The organism is Enterobacter sp. Ap-867 (assembly GCF_011752855.1).
In the GTDB taxonomy this organism is placed as follows: domain Bacteria; phylum Pseudomonadota; class Gammaproteobacteria; order Enterobacterales; family Enterobacteriaceae; genus Cedecea.
In genome coordinates, this window is the sequence record NZ_VWWS01000001.1 from 496,306 (window position 1) to 519,448 (window position 23,143).

The 23,143-nt window shown below is 55.0% G+C and carries 21 protein-coding genes; 14 read left to right on the plus strand and 7 right to left on the minus strand.

Annotation, left to right across the window (positions count from 1 at the left end; all coding sequences use genetic code 11):
- Positions 1-9: 9 nt before the first annotated feature.
- From F3J26_RS02310 to cirA, 8 genes are all read left to right on the plus strand, one after another.
- Positions 10-678 (plus strand): amino acid ABC transporter permease, encoded by a 669-nt coding sequence (locus F3J26_RS02310; RefSeq protein ID WP_166991060.1) that lies wholly within the window; start codon positions 10-12, stop codon positions 676-678.
- Positions 675-1,331, plus strand: coding sequence for an amino acid ABC transporter permease (locus F3J26_RS02315; protein WP_039304915.1), 657 nt, complete (start codon positions 675-677; stop codon positions 1,329-1,331). Before F3J26_RS02310 ends, F3J26_RS02315 begins: the two co-directional genes overlap by 4 nt.
- A complete protein-coding gene (locus F3J26_RS02320) occupies positions 1,312-2,049 on the plus strand; it encodes an amino acid ABC transporter ATP-binding protein (protein WP_039295413.1) in 738 nt (245 codons plus the stop codon). Before F3J26_RS02315 ends, F3J26_RS02320 begins: the two co-directional genes overlap by 20 nt.
- A gap of 189 nt (positions 2,050-2,238) precedes the next feature.
- A complete protein-coding gene (locus tag F3J26_RS02325; RefSeq protein ID WP_166991063.1) occupies positions 2,239-3,708 on the plus strand; it encodes an amino acid permease in 1,470 nt (489 codons plus the stop codon).
- Positions 3,709-3,888: 180 nt separating this feature from the next.
- Complete coding sequence (locus F3J26_RS02330; RefSeq protein WP_034809653.1) at positions 3,889-5,004, plus strand: ABC transporter substrate-binding protein; 1,116 nt, start codon at positions 3,889-3,891, stop codon at positions 5,002-5,004.
- Positions 5,005-5,019: 15 nt separating this feature from the next.
- Positions 5,020-6,096: a FecCD family ABC transporter permease gene (locus F3J26_RS02335; protein WP_008459946.1), complete on the plus strand. Its 1,077-nt coding sequence runs from the start codon at positions 5,020-5,022 to the stop codon at positions 6,094-6,096.
- On the plus strand, positions 6,093-6,881 hold the full coding sequence (locus F3J26_RS02340) for an ABC transporter ATP-binding protein (protein ID WP_085938913.1): 789 nt from the start codon (positions 6,093-6,095) through the stop codon (positions 6,879-6,881). The genes F3J26_RS02335 and F3J26_RS02340 overlap by 4 nt, the downstream gene beginning before the upstream one ends.
- A gap of 126 nt (positions 6,882-7,007) precedes the next feature.
- Positions 7,008-8,978 carry a catecholate siderophore receptor CirA gene (cirA, locus tag F3J26_RS02345; RefSeq protein ID WP_166991066.1) on the plus strand — a complete coding sequence of 657 codons (1,971 nt, stop codon included), beginning with the start codon at positions 7,008-7,010 and terminating at the stop codon, positions 8,976-8,978.
- Between the two features lie 757 nt (positions 8,979-9,735).
- Here cirA and fghA read toward each other — a convergent pair.
- A complete protein-coding gene (gene fghA / locus F3J26_RS02350) occupies positions 9,736-10,572 on the minus strand; it encodes an S-formylglutathione hydrolase (RefSeq protein WP_166991069.1) in 837 nt (278 codons plus the stop codon).
- Positions 10,573-10,810: 238 nt separating this feature from the next.
- Between fghA and folE the strand changes: the two genes are divergently transcribed.
- From folE to mglC, 6 genes are all read left to right on the plus strand, one after another.
- Entirely contained in the window at positions 10,811-11,476 is a 666-nt protein-coding gene (folE, locus tag F3J26_RS02355) for a GTP cyclohydrolase I FolE (protein ID WP_008455254.1), read from the plus strand.
- Positions 11,477-11,496: 20 nt separating this feature from the next.
- Positions 11,497-12,654 (plus strand): DUF418 domain-containing protein YeiB, encoded by a 1,158-nt coding sequence (gene yeiB, locus F3J26_RS02360; RefSeq protein ID WP_166991072.1) that lies wholly within the window; start codon positions 11,497-11,499, stop codon positions 12,652-12,654.
- Positions 12,655-12,776: 122 nt separating this feature from the next.
- Positions 12,777-13,832, plus strand: a complete 1,056-nt coding sequence (galS, locus tag F3J26_RS02365) for an HTH-type transcriptional regulator GalS (RefSeq protein ID WP_008455251.1) — start codon at positions 12,777-12,779, stop codon at positions 13,830-13,832.
- Between the two features lie 283 nt (positions 13,833-14,115).
- Positions 14,116-15,111, plus strand: coding sequence for a galactose/glucose ABC transporter substrate-binding protein MglB (gene mglB, locus F3J26_RS02370; protein WP_008455250.1), 996 nt, complete (start codon positions 14,116-14,118; stop codon positions 15,109-15,111).
- Positions 15,112-15,312: 201 nt separating this feature from the next.
- Positions 15,313-16,833 carry a galactose/methyl galactoside ABC transporter ATP-binding protein MglA gene (mglA, locus tag F3J26_RS02375; protein ID WP_039295397.1) on the plus strand — a complete coding sequence of 507 codons (1,521 nt, stop codon included), beginning with the start codon at positions 15,313-15,315 and terminating at the stop codon, positions 16,831-16,833.
- A gap of 20 nt (positions 16,834-16,853) precedes the next feature.
- Positions 16,854-17,864 carry a galactose/methyl galactoside ABC transporter permease MglC gene (mglC, locus tag F3J26_RS02380; protein ID WP_039295392.1) on the plus strand — a complete coding sequence of 337 codons (1,011 nt, stop codon included), beginning with the start codon at positions 16,854-16,856 and terminating at the stop codon, positions 17,862-17,864.
- A gap of 144 nt (positions 17,865-18,008) precedes the next feature.
- Here mglC and F3J26_RS02385 read toward each other — a convergent pair whose 3' ends face one another.
- The 6 genes from F3J26_RS02385 to ldtB form a co-directional block, all read right to left on the minus strand.
- Complete coding sequence (locus tag F3J26_RS02385) at positions 18,009-18,632, minus strand: hypothetical protein (protein ID WP_034807793.1); 624 nt, start codon at positions 18,630-18,632, stop codon at positions 18,009-18,011.
- Between the two features lie 282 nt (positions 18,633-18,914).
- Positions 18,915-19,634, minus strand: a complete 720-nt coding sequence (gene sanA / locus F3J26_RS02390) for an outer membrane permeability protein SanA (protein ID WP_008455244.1) — start codon at positions 19,632-19,634, stop codon at positions 18,915-18,917.
- A gap of 131 nt (positions 19,635-19,765) precedes the next feature.
- Entirely contained in the window at positions 19,766-20,653 is an 888-nt protein-coding gene (cdd, locus tag F3J26_RS02395; RefSeq protein WP_166991075.1) for a cytidine deaminase, read from the minus strand.
- Positions 20,654-20,781: 128 nt separating this feature from the next.
- On the minus strand, positions 20,782-21,477 hold the full coding sequence (locus F3J26_RS02400; RefSeq protein WP_008455241.1) for a CidB/LrgB family autolysis modulator: 696 nt from the start codon (positions 21,475-21,477) through the stop codon (positions 20,782-20,784).
- A complete protein-coding gene (locus F3J26_RS02405) occupies positions 21,474-21,875 on the minus strand; it encodes a CidA/LrgA family protein (protein ID WP_039295384.1) in 402 nt (133 codons plus the stop codon). Before F3J26_RS02405 ends, F3J26_RS02400 begins: the two co-directional genes overlap by 4 nt.
- A gap of 170 nt (positions 21,876-22,045) precedes the next feature.
- Positions 22,046-22,960, minus strand: coding sequence for a L,D-transpeptidase (gene ldtB / locus F3J26_RS02410; protein WP_008455237.1), 915 nt, complete (start codon positions 22,958-22,960; stop codon positions 22,046-22,048).
- Positions 22,961-23,143 lie beyond the last annotated feature (183 nt).

The following is a 23,143-nucleotide window of genomic DNA, read 5'->3' on the forward strand; positions in this document are numbered from 1 at the left end:
GTGCCGGGGATGACCACGCAACTTGATTTTGCCGGTCTGCTGCCTTACTGGCCGGAGTTATTGTCCGGCCTGTGGGTGACGCTGGGGCTCACTTTTATGGCGACGGTCGGTGGCGTGGCTATCGGCATTACCGGGGCGGCCATTCGCAGCGGAAAGCCAGGGCTGTTAAGCCTGGCGTGGGGCGGATACGTGGAACTGATTCGCAACACGCCGTTCGTTGTGCAGCTGTTCTTTATTGTCTTTGGGCTCCCTGCGCTGGGGTTAAAGCTCAACGCCGGGGAAGCGGCGCTTATCGCGATGCTGATTAATTTAGGGGCTTACAGCACCGAGATTATTCGCGCAGGTATTCAGGTGACGCCGAAAGGGCAGTGGGAAGCGGCTCGCGTGCTGGGATTAAGCCGTAGCCAGACCTTTTTACGCGTGGTGCTGCCGCCGTCGCTGAAGCGTATTTATCCGTCGCTGGTCAGCCAGTGCATCATTGTGATGCTGGGCTCTTCCGTGGTGTCCCAGGTGTCCTGTGAAGATCTGACCTTTGCGGCCAGCCTCATTCAGTCGCGTACCTTCCTCAGCTTCGAGGTCTATCTGGTGACGACCTTAATGTACCTGTTGCTGTCGTTAATTATGCGTCAACTGCTGCTGGCGGCAGGGCGGAAATGGTTGGGGAGTGATGTCGGATGATGACGTTTACCGACTGGGATATCGTGCGCAACCTGCTGCTGGCGGCCCGCTGGACGGTGCTGCTGTCGCTGATTGCTTTTTTCTGCGGCACTCTGGTGACGCTGCCTTTATTGCTGCTGCGCATGAGCCGCTGGAAATGGCCCAAACGCTTCATCAGCGCCTACGTCGCGCTGTTTCAGGGCACGCCGCTGCTGATGCAGTTGTTCCTCGCTTTCTTCGGCATTGCGCTGTTTGGCATTGATGTCAGCCCCTGGACGGCGGCCACGCTTGCTCTGACGCTGTTTACCAGCGCGTTTTTGCTGGATATCTGGTACGGCAGCATTCGTGCTTTGCCTAAAGGCCAGTGGGAAGCCTGCCGCTGCCTCGGTTTGAGCTTCGGGCAGACGCTGTGCCGGGTCATTGCCCCACAGGCGATGCGTATCGCCGTGGCACCCACGGTTGGGTTTTCGGTGCAGGTCATTAAGGGCACGGCCCTGGCCTCGATCATCGGTTTTGTCGAGCTAACTAAAGCCGGCACCATGCTGAACAACGTCACGTTTGAGCCGTTTAAAGTCTTTGCCCTGGTGGCGCTCGGCTATTTCTTACTTTGCTATCCGCTGTCGCGCTACAGCCGCTACCTGGAGAAAAAATTTAATGCCGCTCATCACCATTAATGATGTACAGAAATATTATGGCGACAATCACGTGCTGAAAGGCGTTAGCCTGGATATCGACATGGGCGAAGTGGTGTCGATCATCGGCCGCAGCGGCTCCGGCAAAAGTACGCTGCTGCGCTGCATGAACGGGCTGGAAGGCTACCAGGACGGCAGCATTAAGCTGGGCGGCATGACCATTACCGACCGGGAGTCGCAGGCGCGTGAAATCAGCCGTTCCGTGGGTATGGTGTTTCAGAACTTTAACCTATTCCCGCACATGACCGCGCTGGAAAACGTGATGCTGGCGCCGCGCCGGGTGCTGAATAAAAGCGCCGCCGAATGCCGCGAGTTGGGGCTGGAGATGCTCAATAAAGTCGGCCTGGGCGAGCGGGTGGATTACTACCCGGCTAACCTGTCCGGCGGCCAGCAGCAGCGCGTGGCCATTGCCCGCGCGCTGGCAATGAACCCAAAAGTCTTGCTGTGCGATGAAATCACCTCGGCGCTTGATCCGGAACTGGTGGGCGAAGTGCTGAAAGTACTGGAGCAGCTGGCGGCAGAAGGCATGACGCTGATTCTGGTCACTCACGAAATGAACTTTGCCCGGGAAGTCGGCGACCGCGTGGTGTTTATGCACCAGGGCAAAGTGTGGGAGCAGGGGGAAAGCAAGTCGTTCTTCGCCAATCCCCGGACTCAGGAACTGCAGCAGTTTATTTCGTCCGTGCGCGGGCTGGGTTAATCTTTGACCGCCGGGCAACTGAGCGCGCCGGCGGTTTTTTAATTCCCCTCAACTTATCGGCCTGATAAGTGCCTCGCTAATAATCGCCGGGCGATCATGAAGCTCTCTTATAACCCGGGATTTCTGCTATCTGAACAAAGACGTTTTGTTACAATCTTGCCTCATTTTTTGGATAGGCAACAATTTCCTATGGTTTCACAAGATAAAACGACAGAAGCGCCTGGCTTACGCCGCGAATTAAAGGCGCGCCACCTGACGATGATCGCCATCGGCGGATCCATCGGCACGGGGCTTTTCGTTGCCTCTGGGGCAACAATTTCTCAGGCAGGACCGGGCGGGGCGCTGCTCTCTTATATGCTGATTGGCCTGATGGTGTACTTCCTGATGACCAGCCTCGGCGAGCTGGCGGCGTTTATGCCGGTGTCCGGTTCTTTCGCGACCTACGGCCAGAAATATGTCGAAGACGGCTTCGGCTTCGCGCTCGGCTGGAACTATTGGTACAACTGGGCGGTAACCATCGCCGTTGACCTCGTGGCCGCACAGCTGGTGATGAATTACTGGTTCCCGGACACCCCTGGCTGGATCTGGAGCGCGCTGTTCCTGGGCATTATGTTCCTGCTGAACTGGATCTCCGTGAAGGGCTTTGGCGAAGCGGAATACTGGTTCTCGCTGATAAAAGTGACCACCGTCATCATCTTCATCATTGTGGGTGTGATGATGATCGTGGGTATTTTCAAAGGGGAGCAGCCGGTAGGCTGGAGCAACTGGACAACCGGCGACGCGCCGTTTGCCGGGGGCTTTGCCGCAATGATCGGCGTGGCGATGATCGTCGGCTTCTCTTTCCAGGGCACCGAGCTTATCGGGATTGCCGCCGGTGAATCCGCTGACCCGGAGAAAAACATTCCTCGCGCCGTGCGCCAGGTGTTCTGGCGTATCCTGCTGTTCTACGTGTTCGCGATTCTGATTGTCAGCCTGATCATTCCTTATACCGATCCAAGCCTGCTGCGCAATGACGTGAAAGACATCAGCGTCAGTCCGTTCACTCTGGTGTTCCAGCACGCGGGCCTGCTGTCTGCGGCGGCGGTGATGAACGCCGTTATCCTGACGGCGGTGCTGTCTGCGGGTAACTCCGGGATGTACGCTTCCACGCGCATGCTTTACACCCTGGCCTGCGACGGCAAAGCGCCGCGTATTTTCTCGAAGCTGTCCAAAGGTGGCGTGCCGCGTAACGCGCTGTATGCGACCACCGTTATTGCCGCGCTGTGCTTCCTGACTTCTATGTTTGGCAACCAGACCGTTTACCTCTGGCTGCTGAATACCTCGGGGATGACCGGCTTTATCGCCTGGCTCGGGATTGCCATCAGCCACTATCGCTTCCGTCGCGGCTACGTGCTGCAGGGCAACGACATTAACGACCTGCCGTACCGCTCGGGCTTCTTCCCGATTGGGCCGATCTTCGCGTTCGTGCTGTGCCTGATCATCACGCTGGGCCAGAACTACGAAGCGTTCCTGTCGGATACCATTGACTGGGGCGGCGTGGCGGCGACCTATATCGGCATCCCGCTGTTCCTGGCTATCTGGTTTGGCTACAAGATAACGAAGGGCAGCCGCTTTGTGCGCTACAGCGAAATGGAATTCCCGAAATTTCGTGAGAAATAAGCCTTAGCAACAATAAGTTACTCTTTAGAGGGCGTGATCATCACGCCCTTTTTTATTTCGCTCTCGCCAGCAATAATTCCGCCAGGTTATAGTAGAGAACAATTAAATTGATAACCATTATCATTTGCTTTATCGTTAACGCCATTCTTTAAGGAACGAAGGAGTGTTAGCGTGAAGCGTATGATTAAATTCAAGAATATTTGTCTGGCCCTGGCATTAACCGCCGCTGGTTTGCCTGCCGCACTGGCCGCGACGGTGACCGATATCGTCGGGCGTGAAGTAACCATCCCGCAGAAGGTTGACCGCATTTTGCTGGGGGAAGGGCGGCTGTTTTATGCTCTGGCGCTGCTGGAAGGGCAAAAACCGATTGACCGTATCGTCGGCTGGCAGGGCGATTTCCGTAAGTTAGATACGCAGACTTACGCGGAATATAAAGCGAAATTCCCGAAAATTGATGACATTCCGCTGATTGGCAGTACCACCGCCGACAGCGTCAGCCCGGAAAAAGTGCTGACTTTACACCCAGACGTGGCGATTTTTGGCCTGTCTGGTCACGGCCCTGGCCGCCACAGCGAGCTGGTCTCACAGCTTGAAAAAGCGGGCGTCCCGGTGGTCTTCGTTGATTTTCGTACCTCGCCGCTGAAAAATACCTTGCCGAGCATGCGCGTGCTGGGCAAAGTGTTGCATCGCGAGAAACAGGCCGATGATTACATCGCCTTTTATGAAGCAAACCTGAAAAAAATTACCGACGTCACCGGCAAGATGGCGGAAAAAGACAAGCCATCCGTGTTCATAGAACTGCGTGCGGCGGCCATGGAAGAGTGCTGTGGTTCGGCGGGCAAGGGTAACATGGGCGACTTCATCGACCTGGCGGGCGGCACGAACATTGCCAAAAATCTGCTGCCGGGCGCGCTGGGCACCGTAAACCTGGAAAAAGTGCTTGCCGCTGACCCGCAGGTTTATATTGCCAGCGGCGGTAAAGCACCTGGCTCAACCTCTCCGGGCGTAGTGCTTGGCGCTCAGGCTACTCAAGCCGAAGCGCAGGCCAGCCTCAAGAGCGTGCTGGAGCGTAAAGGTATTGACCAGTTAACGGCGGTCAAAGAAGGGCGCGCCTATGGCGTATGGCACAATTTCTACAATTCGCCGTACAACATCCTCGCGATTCAGGCGATGGCAACCTGGTTCCATCCACAGCAGTTTGCTGAGGTGAACCCGGAACAGACAATGCAGCAACTTTATAAACAGTTCCTGGCGGTCGAGCCAACGGGAACGTACTGGACCGATCTTAAGAAGTAACGAAGGTAAGACTTAATGAGTGCCACCACCGATCCAATGCCAAACGAGGCGCAGCCTGCCACCATTATGGGGCGATACCAGCAGGTGCTACGTCACCGCTATTTGCTGATGGGGGCGTTGGTTATTGCGATTTTCGCCTCGCTGCTGCTGGACTTTACCCTTGGTCCGTCCGGGCTGCCGCTGGATACGCTGTGGCAGACTCTGATTGACCCGGCCAGCGCTAACGCCGGTACTCGGGTGATCGTGTGGGACATTCGTCTGCCTTATGCGCTGATGGCGCTGCTGGTCGGTATGGCGCTGGGCCTGGCGGGGGCGGAGATGCAAACCATCCTCAATAACCCGCTAGCCAGCCCGTTTACCCTCGGCGTTTCCTCCGCCGCGGCCTTTGGTGCCGCGTTGGCGATTATCCTCGGCATCGGTATTCCTGGGGTGCCCGATCAGTGGTTTATCTCCGCCAACGCCTTCGTATTTGCACTGTTTGCCGCGCTGATGCTGGACGCCATTACCCGCTGGACCCGCGTGGCAAGTTCCGGCGTGGTGCTGTTTGGTATCGCGCTGGTGTTCACCTTTAACGCCCTGGTGTCGATGCTGCAGTTTATCGCCAGCGAAGACACGCTGCAGGGGCTGGTGTTCTGGACGATGGGCAGCCTGGCGCGAGCCTCCTGGGACAAGCTCGGCGTGCTGCTGCTGGCCTTCGCCATCATCATGCCGATTTCTATGCTGAGTTCCTGGAAGCTTACCGCGCTGCGCTTAGGCGAAGATCGTGCTGTCAGTTTTGGCATCGACGTAAAGCGTCTGCGTTTAGGCACGTTGCTGCGCATCAGTATTTTGTCCGCGCTGTCCGTGGCGTTTGTCGGCCCCATTGGTTTTATCGGCCTGGTGGCACCGCACATCGCCCGTATGCTGTTTGGCGAAGATCATCGTTTCTATCTCCCGGGCAGCGTGCTGGTCGGTGCTCTGGTGCTGTCGCTGGCGTCGGTTGCCTCTAAAAACATTATCCCTGGCGTCATTATTCCGGTGGGGATTGTCACCTCTCTGGTGGGCGTGCCGTTCTTCCTGAGTATTATTCTGCGCCATAAGGGGAACGTGTGATGCAGGGCTTAAAGATTGATGCATTCAACGCCGGTTACCCGAAGCGTCAAATCATCGAAAACCTGAGCGTGCCAACGCTGCCGCGGGGCAAAATCACCGTGCTGCTGGGGCCGAACGGCTGCGGGAAATCGACGCTGCTGCGTTCGCTGGCGGGGCTGAATCGCGCGGAAGGGCAGCTGTATCTAGATGGTGAAGACTTAATGGCTTTGCCGTTCGCCAAACGCGCCGAAAAAGTGGTTTATCTGCCGCAGTCGCTGCCGCAGGGCGTCCATCTCCACGTGCTGGAGTCCATTATCGTGGCGCAGCGCGCGTCCGGTGGCCGCCACAGCGCTGAAAGCGAAGCGCAGGTCATGCAACTGCTGAAACAGCTGGGGATCTCGCACCTGGCGCTGAGCTACCTCGACCAGCTTTCCGGCGGGCAAAAACAGCTGGTGGGCCTGGCGCAGTCTTTGATTCGCCGTCCGTCCCTGCTGCTGCTCGACGAACCGCTGAGCGCGCTGGATTTAAATTACCAGTTCCACGTTATGGATCTGGTCGCCCGCGAAACCCGCGAGCGTAATATCGTCACCGTTGTGGTGGTGCACGACATCAATATTGCTTTACGCCATAGCGAGCACGTTCTCATGCTGCGCGACGGCAAACTGGTTGCCAGCGGCGAGCCGGAGGAAGTGATTACTCCGCGCAGTCTGGCCCAGGTTTACGGCGTGAAGGGGCGCATTGAACGCTGCTCACAGGGCGTTGCCCAGGTGCTGATCGACGGCCTGGTGGAAACGCCCACCGTATAACAACGCATTTCAGAAATACTAAGGAACACAGTATGCAGCCGGCGGCCAATGTAGCCGCTGGCGCATAGTGCAATGTGAGCGCTAAACGGTTGTTTCGTTTGTAATTCACCTCATGGAGAGAAAGAAATGTTAAGGTTGAATCCCATTGTCCGGGGAGGACTTTGTGCGTCTGTACTTGGTCTGGCTTTTCCCGTCATCGCCGACGATCGCGAAGAAACCCTCGTTGTCACCGCGTCTGCCACCGAGCAAAACCTCAAAGATGCGCCCGCCAGTATCAGCGTTATCACCCGGGACGAACTGCAAAAAAAACCGGTTAACAATCTGAAGGATGTGCTGCAGAACGTGCCTGGCGTCCAGCTGACCAACGAAGGGGATAACCGCCGGGGCGTCAGCCTGCGAGGCCTGGACAGCAGCTACACCCTGATTCTGGTGGACGGTAAACGAGTCAACTCCCGTAATGCGGTATTTCGCCATAACGACTTCGATCTGAACTGGATCCCGGCGGATGCCATCGAGCGCATCGAAGTGGTGCGCGGGCCGATGTCCTCCCTGTATGGTTCCGACGCCCTCGGCGGCGTGGTGAACATCATCACCCGTAAAGTTGGTAAAGCCTGGCACGGCACCTTCACCGTAGATTCCACGGTGCAAGAACACCGCGATCGCGGCGACACCTATAACGGCAACTTTTTCACCAGCGGCCCGCTGATTGACGACGTGCTGGGCGTAAAAGTCTATGGCAGCCTGGGCAAGCGCCAGAAGGACGGCCAACAGGCGTCAACGACCAACGCCAGCGGCCTGACGCCGCAGATTGAAGGCTTCACTTCCCGCAATGCCAGCACCGAGTTTGCCTGGACGCCGGCTGAAAATCAGGATGTCACCGTGGGCTACGGCTTTGACCGTCAGGACAGGGAATCTGACTCGCTCGATAAGAATCGCATCGAACGTCAGGATTACTCCCTCGGGCATAACGGCCGCTGGGGCTTCGGCAATACCGAACTGCGTTTCTATGGCGACAAAATCGATAACCTGAATCCAGGCAACAGCGGGGCAATCACTTCACGCAACAACAGCCTGGACGGCAAGCTGGTGCTGCCGCTCAGCGACATCAACCAGTTCCTGACCTTCGGCGGGGAGTGGCGACATGACAAGCTGAGCGATCCGGTGAATATTACCGGCGGTAATAGCTCGCAAACCTCGGCCAGCCAGTACGCCCTGTTTATTGAAGACGAATGGCGCATCTTTGAGCCGCTGGCGCTGACCACCGGCATTCGTATGGATGACCATGAAACCTACGGCGACCACTGGAGCCCGCGGGCCTATCTCGTTTATAACGCGACCGATACCGTCACCGTCAAAGGCGGCTGGGCTACGGCCTTCAAAGCGCCGTCTCTGCTGCAGCTTAGCCCGGACTGGACCAGTAAATCCTGCCGTGGCGCCTGCCAGATTGTCGGCAGCCCTGACCTGAAGCCGGAAACCAGCGAAAGTTTTGAGCTGGGGCTGTATTACGCCGGGGACGAAGGCATTCTGGACGGCGTGAGCGGCAGCGTGACCGCTTTCCAGAACAACGTTGAGGATATGATTGATATTCAGCGTACCGCGAACCGCAGCGTGGCACCGTCTTACTCAAACTTTGTGGGCTTTGATAAGAGCGGTAACCCGATCTTCCGCTATTACAACGTGAACAAAGCTCGCATCCGCGGCGTAGAAACCGAGCTAAAAATACCGTTTAACGACCAGTGGAAGCTGTCGCTGAACTACACCTATAACGACGGACGCGACCTAAGCAACGGCGGCAATAAGCCGCTGCAGCAGCAGTCGTTCCACACCGCCAACGGCACCGTTGACTGGGCGCCGCTGGAGGACTGGTCGTTCTATGTGTCGGCGAACTACACCGGCAAGCAGCGTGCGGTTTCTGCAACGGATAAAACGCCCGGCGGCTACATCGTGTGGAACACCGGCGGAGCCTGGAAAGCGACCAAGAACGTGAAGGTGCGAGCAGGGGTTCTGAACCTCGGCGACAAAGATCTGAATCGTGATATCTACAGCTATAACGAAGACGGTCGCCGCTACTTTATGGCGCTGGATTATAGTTTCTAAGTTGTGGATACCCGTCCCTGGAACGGCGGCAATGTTTCTTTAAATTCCGCTGTCCAGGGCGGTGACTATATTTTTCTTTCTAAATCTTCAGGGAGAGATCTTTTGCCCTGTCGTTTTTCCGTTCACCTGTAGATTTGTTTTCCCTCTACGCTCAGAGTACGGTGAACGTGTCAGGGGGCATTACGCCATGCCCCCTGACAACCCCCGGTGCCCGGCGAGCTCATCGCCGCTGAAGCGGTAAACCCACCGGCTATCACCCAAACATTCGGGGTCGTTCGCGATTCGTTCCCGACGATCGCGCTCTTTCGCTGTTCCCGACAGCTCAACCCCGCCAGAGTTGGGTCATACCCGGGGGCGCTGAGAGCCGGGAACAAGGGCGTGGCTGTGAGACTTACAGCTATCCAAACGTTCAGAGTGGCTGCGGGTTTAAAGCGAGGCACGGTTCCGGCTTAAATCGCCTCCGTTTTCTCTCCGACTGGCCAGGGTCCGGCCGTCGGGAACGGCCGGAGGCTGAGAGCGTCGGGAACGCATCTCAGCCGACCCAGGACTGGGAGATAAAACGGAGGTTTGCCGCTTCAGCGGTCGATTTATTTGGCCGGGAGTCCGGGTTCTTAGGGGAGTGACGGTGACTCCCCTAAGACGTTCACCGGTGATGGCGCTACAGATAAAGCAGGACTGGAAGTGAACGGAACTATAGCCGATCCTTCATAGCGCGACTTTGTGACTAAGAGACAGCGGCCAGGTGACAGGCAACGCCCTATCCCCGCAAATACTCCGCATGAAAACGAAGATGATCCTCTACAAACGTCGCGATGAAGTAGTAGCTGTGGTCGCAGCCCGGCTGTATGCGCAGCGTCAGCGGCCAGCCTTTCTCCTGCGCGACTTTCTCAAATTCTTCCGGCCTTAGCTGGTCGGCGAGGAACTGATCGTTATCCCCTTGATCGATAAGCATTGGCAGCTGTGCCGACGGCGAGGCTTTACCCAGCAGGCAGCAGCTGTCCCACTCTTGCCACAAGGATTCATCTTCACCCAAATAGGCTCTAAAGGCTTTTTGCCCCCACGGCACTCGGGTCGGGTTAACGATAGGCGCAAAGGCAGAAACTGAGCGGAAGCGGCCAGGGTTTTTCAGCGCCATGATCAGCGCACCGTGTCCGCCCATGGAATGGCCAAAGATCGACGCTTTTTCGCTGACGCTAAAGTTCTCTGCAATCAGCTGCGGCAGTTCGTCACGCAGATAATCGTACATGCGGAAGTGCGTGGCCCACGGCTGCTGAGTCGCGTTGAGGTAAAAGCCCGCGCCCTGGCCCAGGTCATAGCCTGCGTCGTTAGGGACTTCTTCGCCACGGGGGCTGGTGTCCGGCATCACCAGAACAATACCAAGCTCGGCCGCTACGCGCTGCGCGCCCGCTTTGGTCGTGAAGTTTTCGTCGTTGCAGGTTAGCCCGGAAAGCCAGTAAACCACCGGCGGCGGAGAGGCGCTTGCCGGCGGTGGGAGAAAAATACTGAACGTCATTGGGCAGTTAAGTAGGGTGGACGCGTGGCGCCAGCGCTGCTGCCAGCCTTCGAAACATCGGTGCTCTTCCAGTAATTCCATCCAGAGGATCCTTATCTATTTTCAAGACTTATGAACAACTTTCACTTCACCTGAGTCTAGCCATCCCGCATTATGGCCGCAACGGTATTGTTCTCGCCCGCTCAGGCAATGAACGGTATTTTCGATTTCAATAATTATGCCCGGCACTACTGGATTCTAAGCACGTGCTGCCGCACAATAAGCGGACACTTTGCCCCATGAAGGGCAGAGGTCAGCCACACCTGCAGGAGAAAACAGCATGTCATCACTCTCGAAAGAAGCCGCCCTGGTTCATGAGGCGCTGGTTGCGCGCGGTCTGGAAACGCCGCTGCGTCCGCCGTTACGTGAACTGGATAATGAAACCCGTAAAAGCCAGATTGCCGCCCACATGACGGAAATCATGCAGCTGCTTAATCTCGATTTGAGTGACGACAGCCTGATGGAAACTCCGCATCGCATCGCCAAAATGTATGTCGATGAGATTTTCTCCGGCCTGGACTACGCCAATTTCCCGAAAATCACCGTCATTGAAAACAAAATGAAGGTGGATGAAATGGTCACCGTGCGTGATATCACCCTGACCAGCACCTGCGAGCACCACTTCGTGACCATCGACGGGAAAGCCACCGTGGCGTATATCCCGAAAGATACCGTCATCGGCTTGTCTAAAATTAACCGCATCGTGCAGTTCTTTGCTCAGCGCCCGCAGGTTCAGGAACGCCTGACCCAGCAGATCCTGATTGCACTGCAAACGCTGCTGGGCACCAACAACGTGGCGGTGTCCATTGATGCGGTGCATTACTGCGTGAAAGCGCGTGGGGTAAAAGACGCCACCAGCGCGACCACCACCACCTCGCTCGGCGGCTTGTTTAAGTCGAGCCAGAATACGCGTCAGGAGTTCCTGCGCGCAGTACGCCACAATTAATCCCCCCCAGGCAGGTATCCGTGGAGAGAAATGTCACCCTGGACTTCGTCCGCGGTACCGCCATTCTGGGCATTCTGCTGCTCAATATTGTCGCCTTTGGCCTGCCGAAGGCGGCTTATCTCAACCCGGCCTGGTATGGCGAGATAACCTCCCGCGATGCCTGGACCTGGGCGGTGATGGACCTGTTTGCCGAAGTTAAATTCCTCACGCTTTTTGCGCTGCTTTTTGGGGCTGGCCTGCAAATGCTGCTGGCTCGCGGCTCACGTTGGATCCAGTCGCGGTTGACGCTGTTAGTGCTGCTGGGGTTTATGCATGCGCTGCTGCTGTGGGATGGCGACATTCTGCTGGCATACGGCCTGACCGGGCTGGTGTGCTGGCGGCTGATTCGTGACGCGACGGGGCAAAAGCAGCTGTTTAATACCGGCGTCGTGCTGTACCTCATCGGTATTGGCGTCCTGTTGCTGCTGGGCGTCATTTCAGGTGACGGCATTAATCGCTCCTGGGTGCCGGATGCGGCCAACCTGCAATATGAGCAGTGGTGGAAGCTCGGTGGCGGCGTGGAAGCTATCAGCAACCGCGCCGATTTGCTCTCTTCGAACCTGGTGGCGCTGGGGGCGCAATACGGCTGGCAACTGGCGGGCATGATGCTGATTGGCGCGGCACTGATGCGCAGCGGCTGGCTGAAAGGGGAGTTTAGCCTGAAGCATTACCGGCGAACCGGTGCCATTTTGATCGTCATCGGCATGGCGATTAACCTGCCGGCAATTTTAGCCCAGTGGCACCTGAAGTGGGATTTCCGCTGGTGTGCGTTGCTGTTACAGGCCCCACGTGAGCTGAGCGCTCCGTTTCAGGCGATTGGCTATGCTGCGTTGGCCTGGGGCTTCTGGCCGCAGCTGTCCCGTTTCCGGCTGGTGGGCTGGATTGCCTGCGTCGGTCGGATGGCGCTGACCAACTACCTGCTGCAAACCATTCTCTGCACAACCTTGTTCTATCGCTTTGGTTTCTATATGAAATTTGACCGTTTGTCGCTGCTGGCTTTTGTGCCTGCGGTGTGGGCGGCGAACATTCTGCTGTCGGTGTTATGGCTGCGCTATTTCCGCCAGGGACCGGTGGAATGGCTGTGGCGGCAGCTAACCGCCCGTGCTTCAGGGACCGCCTTACACAAAGCACAGAGATAATGATATTCGTCACAAAGGTTAACGAATTGTATGTAACCGCTTTCATCACTGTGATCGACTTCACGCCGAACCGCCCCCCACTCGCCGCAAAATAGCCACCTTGCCTAAAACAGGGTGCACCTATGAGACCGACTCCCCCAACGCCGATTACCATTCGTGACGTTGCCCGTATCGCCGGGGTTTCAGTAGCGACAGTATCCCGAGTATTAAATAACAGCGCGCTGGTCAGCCCGGAAACGCGCGAAAACGTCATGCAGGCGGTTGCTGAGCTGGGCTACCGTCCAAACGCCAACGCGCAAGCGCTGGCTACTCAAGTGAGCGACACCATCGGCGTGGTGGTGATGGACGTCTCCGATCCCTTCTTCGGGGCGCTGGTCAAAGCCGTGGATGTGGTTGCCCAGCAGCACAATAAATATTTGCTGATCGGCAACAGCTACCACCAGGAAGACAAAGAGCGTCATGCCATTGAAGTGCTGATCCGCCAGCGCTGCAGCGCCCTGATTGTGCACGCCAAGGCGCTGAGCGACGAGGAACTGGCTACTTTTCTGGAGCAGGTTCCCGGCATGGTGCTGATCAATCGCCTGGTGCCCGGCTACGCTCACCGCTGTGTTTGTCTGGACAACGTCAGCGGCGCGGTGATGGCTACGCGGATGCTGCTGAACCAGGGGCATTCGCGCATCGGGTACCTGGCCTCCAGCCATCAAATTGAGGATAACGACCAGCGGCATCAGGGCTGGCTGCAGGCGCTGGCGGAGCAGGGGATCGTGCCGCCGGAGGGCTGGGTCGGCATGGGCACGCCGGATATGCAGGGCGGGGAAGCGGCGATGGTTGAACTGCTTGGGCGCAATCTGCAGCTTAGCGCGGTCTTTTCCTATAACGACAGCATGGCCGCTGGCGCGCTAACGGCGCTGAAAGACAACGGCATTGCCGTGCCGCAGCATGTATCTATCATCGGCTTCGACGATATTCCCATTGCCCGTTACACCGACCCGCAGCTGACAACCGTGCGCTATCCGGTGGTTTCGATGGCGCGTTTAGCTACCGAACTGGCGTTACAGGGCGCAGCAGGCCAGCTGGATCGTGATGTAACGCACTGTTTTATGCCGACTTTAGTCCGTCGTCATTCGGTGGCGATAAAGCAAAATGTGGCGTCGATCACTCCGCTGTCAAAGAGTTAGATGTAACCGGTTTCAATCTGTGAGTAAATTCACAGTTAATTAACATTGCGCTGACTATTATGTCAGCGTTTTATCAGCTGAAACACGATGTAACGGTGACTGCTCATTTTTAGCGTCGTGATAAGGCCATTAACGCTCATAAAAACGCAGTATTGGATTGTTACCGAACACGGAAGTGCACATTTTTTAGGATAACTTCGGCATTCAGTAACTTTTTTATAACATTACTGTCCTGCCTGGTTTCGAACGCGAACTACCCTGCAAAATAAAAACCGGAGATACCATGAATAAGAAGGTTTTGACTCTGTCCGCCGTGATGTCCTGCATGTTGTTTGGTGCCGCAGCGAACGCCGCTGACCGTATTGGCGTGACGATTTATAAATATGACGACAACTTCATGTCAGTGGTTCGTAAAGCTATCGAGAAAGATGCGAAAGCGTCACCTGACGTACAGCTGCTGATGAACGACTCCCAGAACGACCAGTCCAAACAGAACGACCAGATCGACGTTCTGCTGGCAAAAGGCGTGAAAGCGCTGGCCATCAACCTGGTTGACCCGGCCGCCGCGGGCACCGTTATCGAAAAAGCGCGCGCGCAAAACGTGCCGGTGGTGTTCTTCAACAAAGAACCTTCCCGCAAAGCGTTGGATAGCTACGACAAAGCTTACTACGTCGGCACCGACTCTAAAGAGTCCGGTATCATCCAGGGCGACCTGATTGCTAAACACTGGGCGGCTAACCCGGCCTGGGACCTGAACAAAGACGGCCAGATCCAGTTCGTGCTGCTGAAAGGCGAACCAGGTCACCCGGATGCCGAAGCACGTACCACCTACGTTATCAAAGAGCTGAACGACAAAGGCCTGAAAACTCAGCAGCTGCAGCTGGATACCGCGATGTGGGATACCGCTCAGGCTAAAGACAAAATGGACGCGTGGCTCTCTGGCCCGAACGCTAACAAAATCGAAGTGGTTATTGCTAACAACGACGCAATGGCAATGGGTGCGGTAGAAGCGCTGAAAGCCCACAACAAATCGTCTATTCCAGTGTTTGGCGTAGATGCCCTGCCGGAAGCGCTGGCACTGGTGAAATCCGGTGCGATGGCCGGGACCGTGCTGAACGATGCCAACAACCAGGCTAAAGCGACCTTCGACCTGGCGAAAAACCTGGCCGACGGTAAGCCAGCCGCTGAAGGCACCAACTGGAAGATCGAGAACAAAATCGTACGCGTACCTTACGTAGGCGTGGATAAAGATAATCTCGCACAGTTCATCGGCAAATAAATACCCATCATCCTTCGAGCCGCAGGGGCGTGAACTGCACTCGCTCACCCCAGTTGCTTACTTGATGTAAGCGCCTGGGGATTATCGAGCTTGTTGCCTGCCTGCAACTCGAATTATTTAGGGTAACGTTTTTTAGTTGTATACGGGCGCAGATACCTGCGCCCGGCTTTAGGCAGGTTACTCAGCGACACAGGTATAATTATGGTCGACAATAACTCAGCTACGCCGACGGAATTTTTGCTGGAAATGACCGGCATTAATAAATCCTTCCCCGGCGTTAAGGCACTGGATAATGTTAATTTAAAAGTACGGCCACACTCTATTCACGCCCTGATGGGTGAAAACGGTGCGGGCAAATCGACATTATTGAAATGCCTTTTTGGGATCTACAGCAAAGATTCCGGCAGTATCCTTTTCCAGGGAAAAGAGGTGAATTTCAGCAGCACGAAAGAGGCGCTGGAAAACGGTATTTCTATGGTGCATCAGGAGCTTAACTTGGTTCTGCAGCGCACCGTGATGGACAACATGTGGCTTGGGCGCTACCCGACCAAAGGCGTGTTTGTCGATCAGGATAAAATGTACCGCGACACCAAAGAGATATTTGATGAGCTGGATATTGATATCGACCCGCGAGCCCGCGTCGGTACGCTGTCCGTTTCTCAAATGCAGATGATTGAAATCGCCAAGGCTTTTTCCTATAACGCCAAAATCGTTATTATGGATGAGCCAACGTCCTCGCTGACGGAAAAAGAAGTTAATCATCTCTTTAAAATTATTCGCAAATTAAAAGATCGCGGCTGCGGGATTGTTTATATCTCCCATAAAATGGAAGAAATATTCCAGCTGTGCGATGAAATTACGATTTTGCGCGACGGGCAGTGGATTGCCACCCAGCCGCTGGAAGGGCTGGATATGGACAAAATCATCGCCATGATGGTCGGCCGCTCTCTGAACCAGCGCTTCCCGGACAAATCCAACGTGCCGGGCGAAGTGATCCTTGAAGTCCGCAACCTGACCTCGCTGCGCCAGCCGTCGATTCGTGATATCTCCTTTGATCTGCATAAAGGTGAAATCCTCGGCATTGCGGGCCTCGTCGGCGCGAAGCGTACCGACATTGTAGAAACGCTGTTTGGTATCCGCGAGAAATCTGGCGGTACCATCAAGCTTCACGGCAAAAAAATCAACAACAGCAGCGCGAACGAAGCGATTAATCACGGTTTTGCGCTGGTGACCGAAGAGCGTCGCTCAACCGGGATTTACGCCTACCTGGATATCGGTTTTAACTCACTCATTTCCAATATTCGTAACTACAAAAATAAGGTCGGCCTGCTGGATAACTCCCGTATGAAAAGCGATACCCAGTGGGTTATCGACTCCATGCGCGTGAAAACCCCAGGGCACCGCACTTCTATCGGCTCGCTGTCCGGCGGTAACCAGCAGAAGGTGATCATTGGCCGCTGGCTGCTGACCCAGCCGGAAATCCTGATGCTGGATGAACCGACGCGCGGCATTGATGTGGGCGCCAAGTTTGAGATTTATCAGCTGATTGCTGAGCTTGCCAAAAAAGGGAAAGGGATCATTATCATTTCGTCCGAGATGCCGGAATTGTTAGGGATTACAGACCGTATTCTGGTGATGAGCAACGGGCTCGTGGCCGGAATTGTAGACACCAAAACAACAACGCAGAACGAAATTTTACGTCTTGCGTCTGTGCACCTGTGATGATTTAGGGGCTATTAAAAATGAGTGCGTTAAATAAGAAGAGTTTTCTAACTTATCTAAAAGAGGGCGGCATCTACGTGGTGCTGCTGGTGTTGCTGGCGATCATTATTTTCCAGGATCCGACGTTCTTAAGCCTGCTTAACCTGAGTAACATCCTCACCCAGTCTTCGGTGCGTATTATCATCGCGCTCGGTGTGGCCGGGCTGATTGTCACCCAGGGGACTGACCTGTCCGCAGGGCGACAGGTGGGGCTGGCGGCGGTTGTGGCGGCTACGCTGTTGCAATCAATGGATAACGTCAACAAGGTGTTCCCGGACATGCACACCATGCCGATTCCGCTGGTGCTGTTGATTGTCTGCGCCGTGGGCGCGGTGATTGGCCTGGTGAACGGGATTATTATCGCTTACCTGAACGTGACGCCGTTTATCACTACCCTGGGCACCATGATCATCGTGTACGGGATCAACTCCCTGTATTACGACTTCGTGGGCGCGTCGCCGATTTCCGGGTTTGACTCCCACTTCTCTACCTTCACGCAGGGCTTTATCGCGCTGGGTAGCTTCCGCCTGTCGTACATTACGTTCTACGCCTTGTTTGCGGTGCTGTTTGTGTGGGTGCTGTGGAACAAAACCCGCTTCGGGAAAAACATCTTCGCTATCGGCGGCAACCCGGAAGCGGCGAAAGTCTCCGGCGTTAACGTGGCGCTGAACCTGATCATGATTTATGCCCTGTCCGGCGTGTTCTATGCCTTTGGCGGGATGCTGGAAGCGGGACGTATCGGCTCGGCCACCAACAACCTCGGCTTTATGTACGAGCTGGATGCGATTGCGGCGTGCGTGGTGGGCGGCGTGTCGTTCAGCGGCGGGGTAGGGACGGTGCTGGGCGTGGTGACCGGGGTAATTATCTTTACGGTTATTAACTACGGCCTGACCTATATCGGCGTGAACCCTTACTGGCAGTACATCATCAAGGGCGGCATTATCATCTTCGCCGTGGCGCTGGACTCCCTGAAGTACGCGCGTAAGAAGTAATTTCTGCGGTAACCGTATTTTGACCGGGCGCGGCTTCGATTTTCTGGCATAAGCTGCGCCCCTGATATCTGAGTGTTAATGGCTTTAACACCCTGATACTGCCGTTCATCTTACCCACAGGTGGCACAAATGAAGGTAAATAATTTATCCTGTATATCTTGTACCAGGAAACTGTTTATTAATATTACCTTTAACCACTTTATAGGCTAATTCTCGATCACCTTTTACATATTTAGTGAACGGATTATTCCATACTATACGGTTGGTGGGGGCTGCCATGTAAGCAAAACTGATTCCCTTACTGATGAAGATATCTCGCGCTCTTTCCAGCCAGTTACCCTTTCCAATATAGCAAGCCTGAAATTTGATCACGCCCACGCGGCGTAGAGACATTTTTTTCAAATCATCCGCCAGCGCCTCGGGGCTGTAGTGACCAAGCATATGTTCACTGGCGTGAGCAAAAATATCTATGCGGTCATTTTCCGTCACGGACTGAAGATAGTGGAAGTTGTTATAAATATACTTTTTTTCTTCGCTCTCAGACTCTCGACCTACCAGCTCAAGCATGTCTTTATATTTTGACTTCAGGTAAGCATATTCATGAGGTCGGCGTTTTTTAAAGTTATAGGCAAGCACGACCTCTATTTTTCCAAAGGGCCAGTCATGCGATCTTAATAAAGGTATTTTGCCTGCGGTTCTAAATAAGCTGTTTGTAAATTTCATTTTCTCTATTTTTATGAGGACTAAGGTAGGGGAAGTGAATTCCATGTAATACACTCCGCGGGAATGCATATTATTCAACATTCACCTAAATGGCCTACGAAAGAAAGGTTTTTGGTCTTAATTCATTTTGTTTATGAGTTAAAGGTTGAGAATTAAAGTTTCTCACTTATTGAGATGGAGATATTGCGCTCCGCCAAAATAATATGGGGTGAAAGGCATAAGGGCGAACTCAGATGTCGGATTCAAGGGAATAAGAATGCAGCAGTTGAGGAATTAGGAAAGGCGACGACGGAAGAGGCGCTATCAAAATGACCGCAATAGTTTATCTCACTTCTTCTCTTTTTTCTGGATTTCCAGCAGTTGCTCCGGCGTAACGGCCGGATAGGCCTGCGCGTCTTCCGGGACTTCCTGCTGCGACGGAATAGGCACTAACGGGCCGAGAAAACGCGGCTCACGCTTGAAGAGATAGAGATCCGCTAATGCCCCCAGGCGAGCGGCAAATTCGCGGGTACGCACGGTCAGCATGTTTTTTGGGGAAGGTACCGCGTAGCACTGCGCCTGAATCCCCATATGCAGGGCGATAAACAGCGCACGCTCGCAGTGGAAGCGCTGGGTGATAATGATGAAATCGTTGGTATCAAAGACTTTACGGGTGCGGACAATCGAGTCCAGCGTGCGGAAGCCTGCGTAATCCAGCACGATATCCGCCGGATCAACGCCGCCTGCGATCAGGTCTTTGCGCATGGTCATCGGCTCGTTGTAGCTTTGCTGCGCGTTATCGCCGCTGAGCAGCAGGTAGTTCACCTTGCCGCTGTTGTAGGCGTTCAGCGCGCCCTGAATACGGTACAGGTAATACTGATTGATGACGCCGGTGCGGTAATACTTGGCGGTGCCGAGCACCACACCCACCTGGCGATAGGGCAGATCCTGCAGTTCATCGTAGACGTAGGGGGCGGTTTTCCAGCTGATCCAGCGGTCGAGCCCGAGCGCAGCCGCCAGCATTAAGCCGATAACAATAAGCAGGCTGTAAAACACGCGCTTCAACATGGACTTGCAGACTCATTCGCGGGGTGAAATTTCATCCAAGGCTACTTTACCCGGCCCTCAAGAGCAAGAAACGCGGGTTCAGTTGGGGCAAATTTCAACAATGCGAGTGTGGGTACACCCGCAACGGAGAATTATTGAGCAATAATAACACGCTCAACGGCTTCACAGCCCAGTGCTTTCAGCGTGGCGGAGGTGGCATCCCACTGCAGCAGCGGGGCATCGATTTTTTCTGCCAGCACGGCGCGCTTAATTTGTGGGTAGTCGTAACCATTCAGAGAAAGCAGGTTCAGCGCGGCCTGCAGCGGCGGAAGGGAAGGGTTAAACGCAGCGTTTTCCGCATAGCATCCGGTGAAGATTTTCCCGTCGACCATTTCCAGCGCAACGCCTGCCGGGGCTTGACTGTAAGGCGCATGACTGCGGTTAGCCGCGGTTATTGCCGCCTGGGTCAGGGCATCCCCTTTCAGCGCAAAACCGTGGTTTTCTTCATCCAGCAGTAGCGTTTTGATGTCCAGGTCGCGCGGGCCAAAGGCATCCGGCAGATATTCACCCAGAGTGGAAGGCATGCGGCCAGGCAGATGAATACCCAGCGCGGTGCCGCTGTTCAGTTCATTCATAAACTGACGGCAGTGACCGCAGGGCGTGTAGTTGACGGTGATATCAACCAGGCCTTTTTCGCCGCGCATCCACGCGTGGGTAATGGCGCTTTGTTCGGCGTGCACGGTTTGCTGCATGGTGGCACCCAGAAACTCCATGTTGCCGCCAAAATAGAGATTCCCGCTGACGCCTCGCGCGACGGCGCCGACGTTAAAATGAGAGAGGTCTGCGCGGGCACAGGCTGCGGCCAGCGGCAACAGAGCGAAAACCAGGTCTTGGTCACCCAGCCCGGTTTGATGTTTTAGCGCTTCAACTTCGGCTGCGGTAAACATAGCCGGGAAGTGGTCGTCGGCAAGCAGGGGTTGCAAAGCGGTTTGCAGCGCGGCGGGGAGTTGCACAACGGCGGCATCAAAACGTGAACGCATGTTAAAGCCTCATCAAAGGTAACGGAAACGTAGTTTACGGATCTGTACCGGCCAAATATGTGATCTAGTTCTAATTGTTTATGCAACTTATGAAAACAAATCTGAAAGTGCGCGATCTCTCGCAAGCTTTAGCCGAAAAGCTTCAGCAGTACCGGGAATAAAAACGGAGCGATAAGCGACGTCATGACCCCGCAAATCACCAGCGCCAGCGAGCTAAAAGCCCCTTCCTGGAAGTCCAGTTCCGCACAGCGAGCGGTGCCCAGCGCGTGGGAAGCGGTACCCATTGCCAGCCCGCGTGAGGCTTTGGTATTGATGCGCATCATGTTCAGCAGCGTGTGGCCAAACACCGCGCCAAGAATACCGACGAAGATAACGCAGACGGCGCTGATAGCCGGGATACCCCCAATGCCGCCGCCAACCGCCATTGCAATCGGCGTGGTGACGGATTTTGGCAGGACCGAAGCGGCAATTTCCGGGGACGCCCCCATCAATAACGCGATAGATGTGCCGGTGGACATCGCCACCATGCTGCCAATAAAGCAGATGGTAATAATGGATTTCCAGCGGGCGCGAATCTGGTGTATTTGCTCATAGAGCGGGAAGGCCAGGGCTACAACGGCGGGCTGCAGCAGGTCGTTGAGCACTTCGCTGCCTTTAAAATAGTGGTCGTAAGGAATGCCGGTCAGCAGCAAAAAAGGAATGATCACCACCATGCAAACCAGCAGCGGGTTCAGCAGCGGGGATTTCAACCGGGCGGCCAGCTTGCGGGCGGCAAAAAACACCACCAGCGTTAACGGTAAAGACCACCATATAAAGTGCATCATTTTTTCTCTGCCTCGCCTTCACCAATCACTTTTCTTTCACCGTGTACCAGATGTGAGCTCCAGCTCACGATAACCAGCACCACCAGCGTGCTGATCAAACAGGACACCACCACCGGGCCAAACTGGGCTTTCAGCACGTCGTAATACTGCATCACGCCCACGCCAATAGGGACGAACAGAAGGGCCATATAGCGAATCAGCAAATGGCAGCTGGGTTTTACCCACTTCGCCGGCAGGATCTGCAGCGACAGCAGCACAAACAAAATCAGCATGCCGATAATGCTGCCGGGAATGACGATAGGCAGTAAAGAGGCGACAAAAATACCGGCGTATAAACACAGGTAAATTAAGACAAAAGCGCGAAGATACTGCCAGATTATCGTGAACGAGTTGCGCATGGAGGTTACCCTTTAAGAAACGCATTCATCATACAATTAAACTCAAAATTGTGCTATCCATCACATCATGAATTATCAGCATAACAAACATTCCCTGCGTGAAGGTTGTCGGGCGGATTTCGGGCAATAAAAAAGCGGCCCGGAGGCCGCTATTTTGCAAACTGCTGGACTTAGTTCAGACGAACCGGCATCCCGGAACGGTTCTGAATCGCCTGGTCAACAACGGTGGTGTCAACGTCGGACTGAGCGGTCACCTGCTGAACGCTGCTGGTCAGTTTAATCGGCACGATTTCATCGGAGTTGAACTGCGCTTCAGTGGTGGAAAGCGGGTTGTGAACTTCGATGTAGCGGCTGCCGTCTGGCTCGGTGGTGGCTTTTACCGGCTCATCAATGAATTGAACGCGGGTGCCAACCGGCACGTTGTCGAACAGAAACTTGATGTCTTCGTTACGCAGACGCACGCAGCCGTGGCTTACGCGCAGACCGATACCGAAGTTGGCGTTGGTGCCGTGAATCGCATACAGGTTACCGATGTACAGCGCGTACAGGCCCATTGGGTTGTCCGGGCCAGCGGGAACAACGGCTGGCAGCGGCGTACCGGCAGCGGCGTATTCCGCATGCATTTTCGCCGTCGGGGTCCAGGTTGGGCCATTTTTCTTACGCTCTACCTTGGTGGTCCAGTTGATCGGGGTATCTTTCCCCAGCTGGCCGATACCGATTGGCAGCACGATCACCGTGTTGGTGCCTTTCGGGTAATAGTAGAGGCGCATTTCGGCACTGTTGATCACAATCCCTTCATGCACGGTGTCCGGCAGGATCAGCTGCTGAGGGATGTTCAGAATGGTGCCGGCTTTTGGCAGGTACGGGTCAATGCCTGGGTTAGCTTCCAGCATGTTAGACAGACCCATCTGGTACTGTGCGGCATACTCTTCCAGCGGCGCGGTGCTGCCTTCAGGAATAGTAATAACCTGGTTTTCACCAACCAGGCGGCTGCCGTTAGTCGGTAACGGATAAGTCACGGCGGAAGCAGAGAAAGACGCGACAGCCACAAAAGCCAGTAAAAGCGAGCGTAATTTCATATTCATGTTATGCGAGTGTTATGCCAGACGGGCCAGCTAGTGAGTGTTCATGGACGATTCAGCCGCGCATTATATGTGCATTACATTCATCTGGGAAATCAGATGTGGATGAAATCACAATTTTTTCACACTGATTAACTATTGTACGGTGAAGATGCGGGGCGACCCTTTATCATAGTTATGGCATAA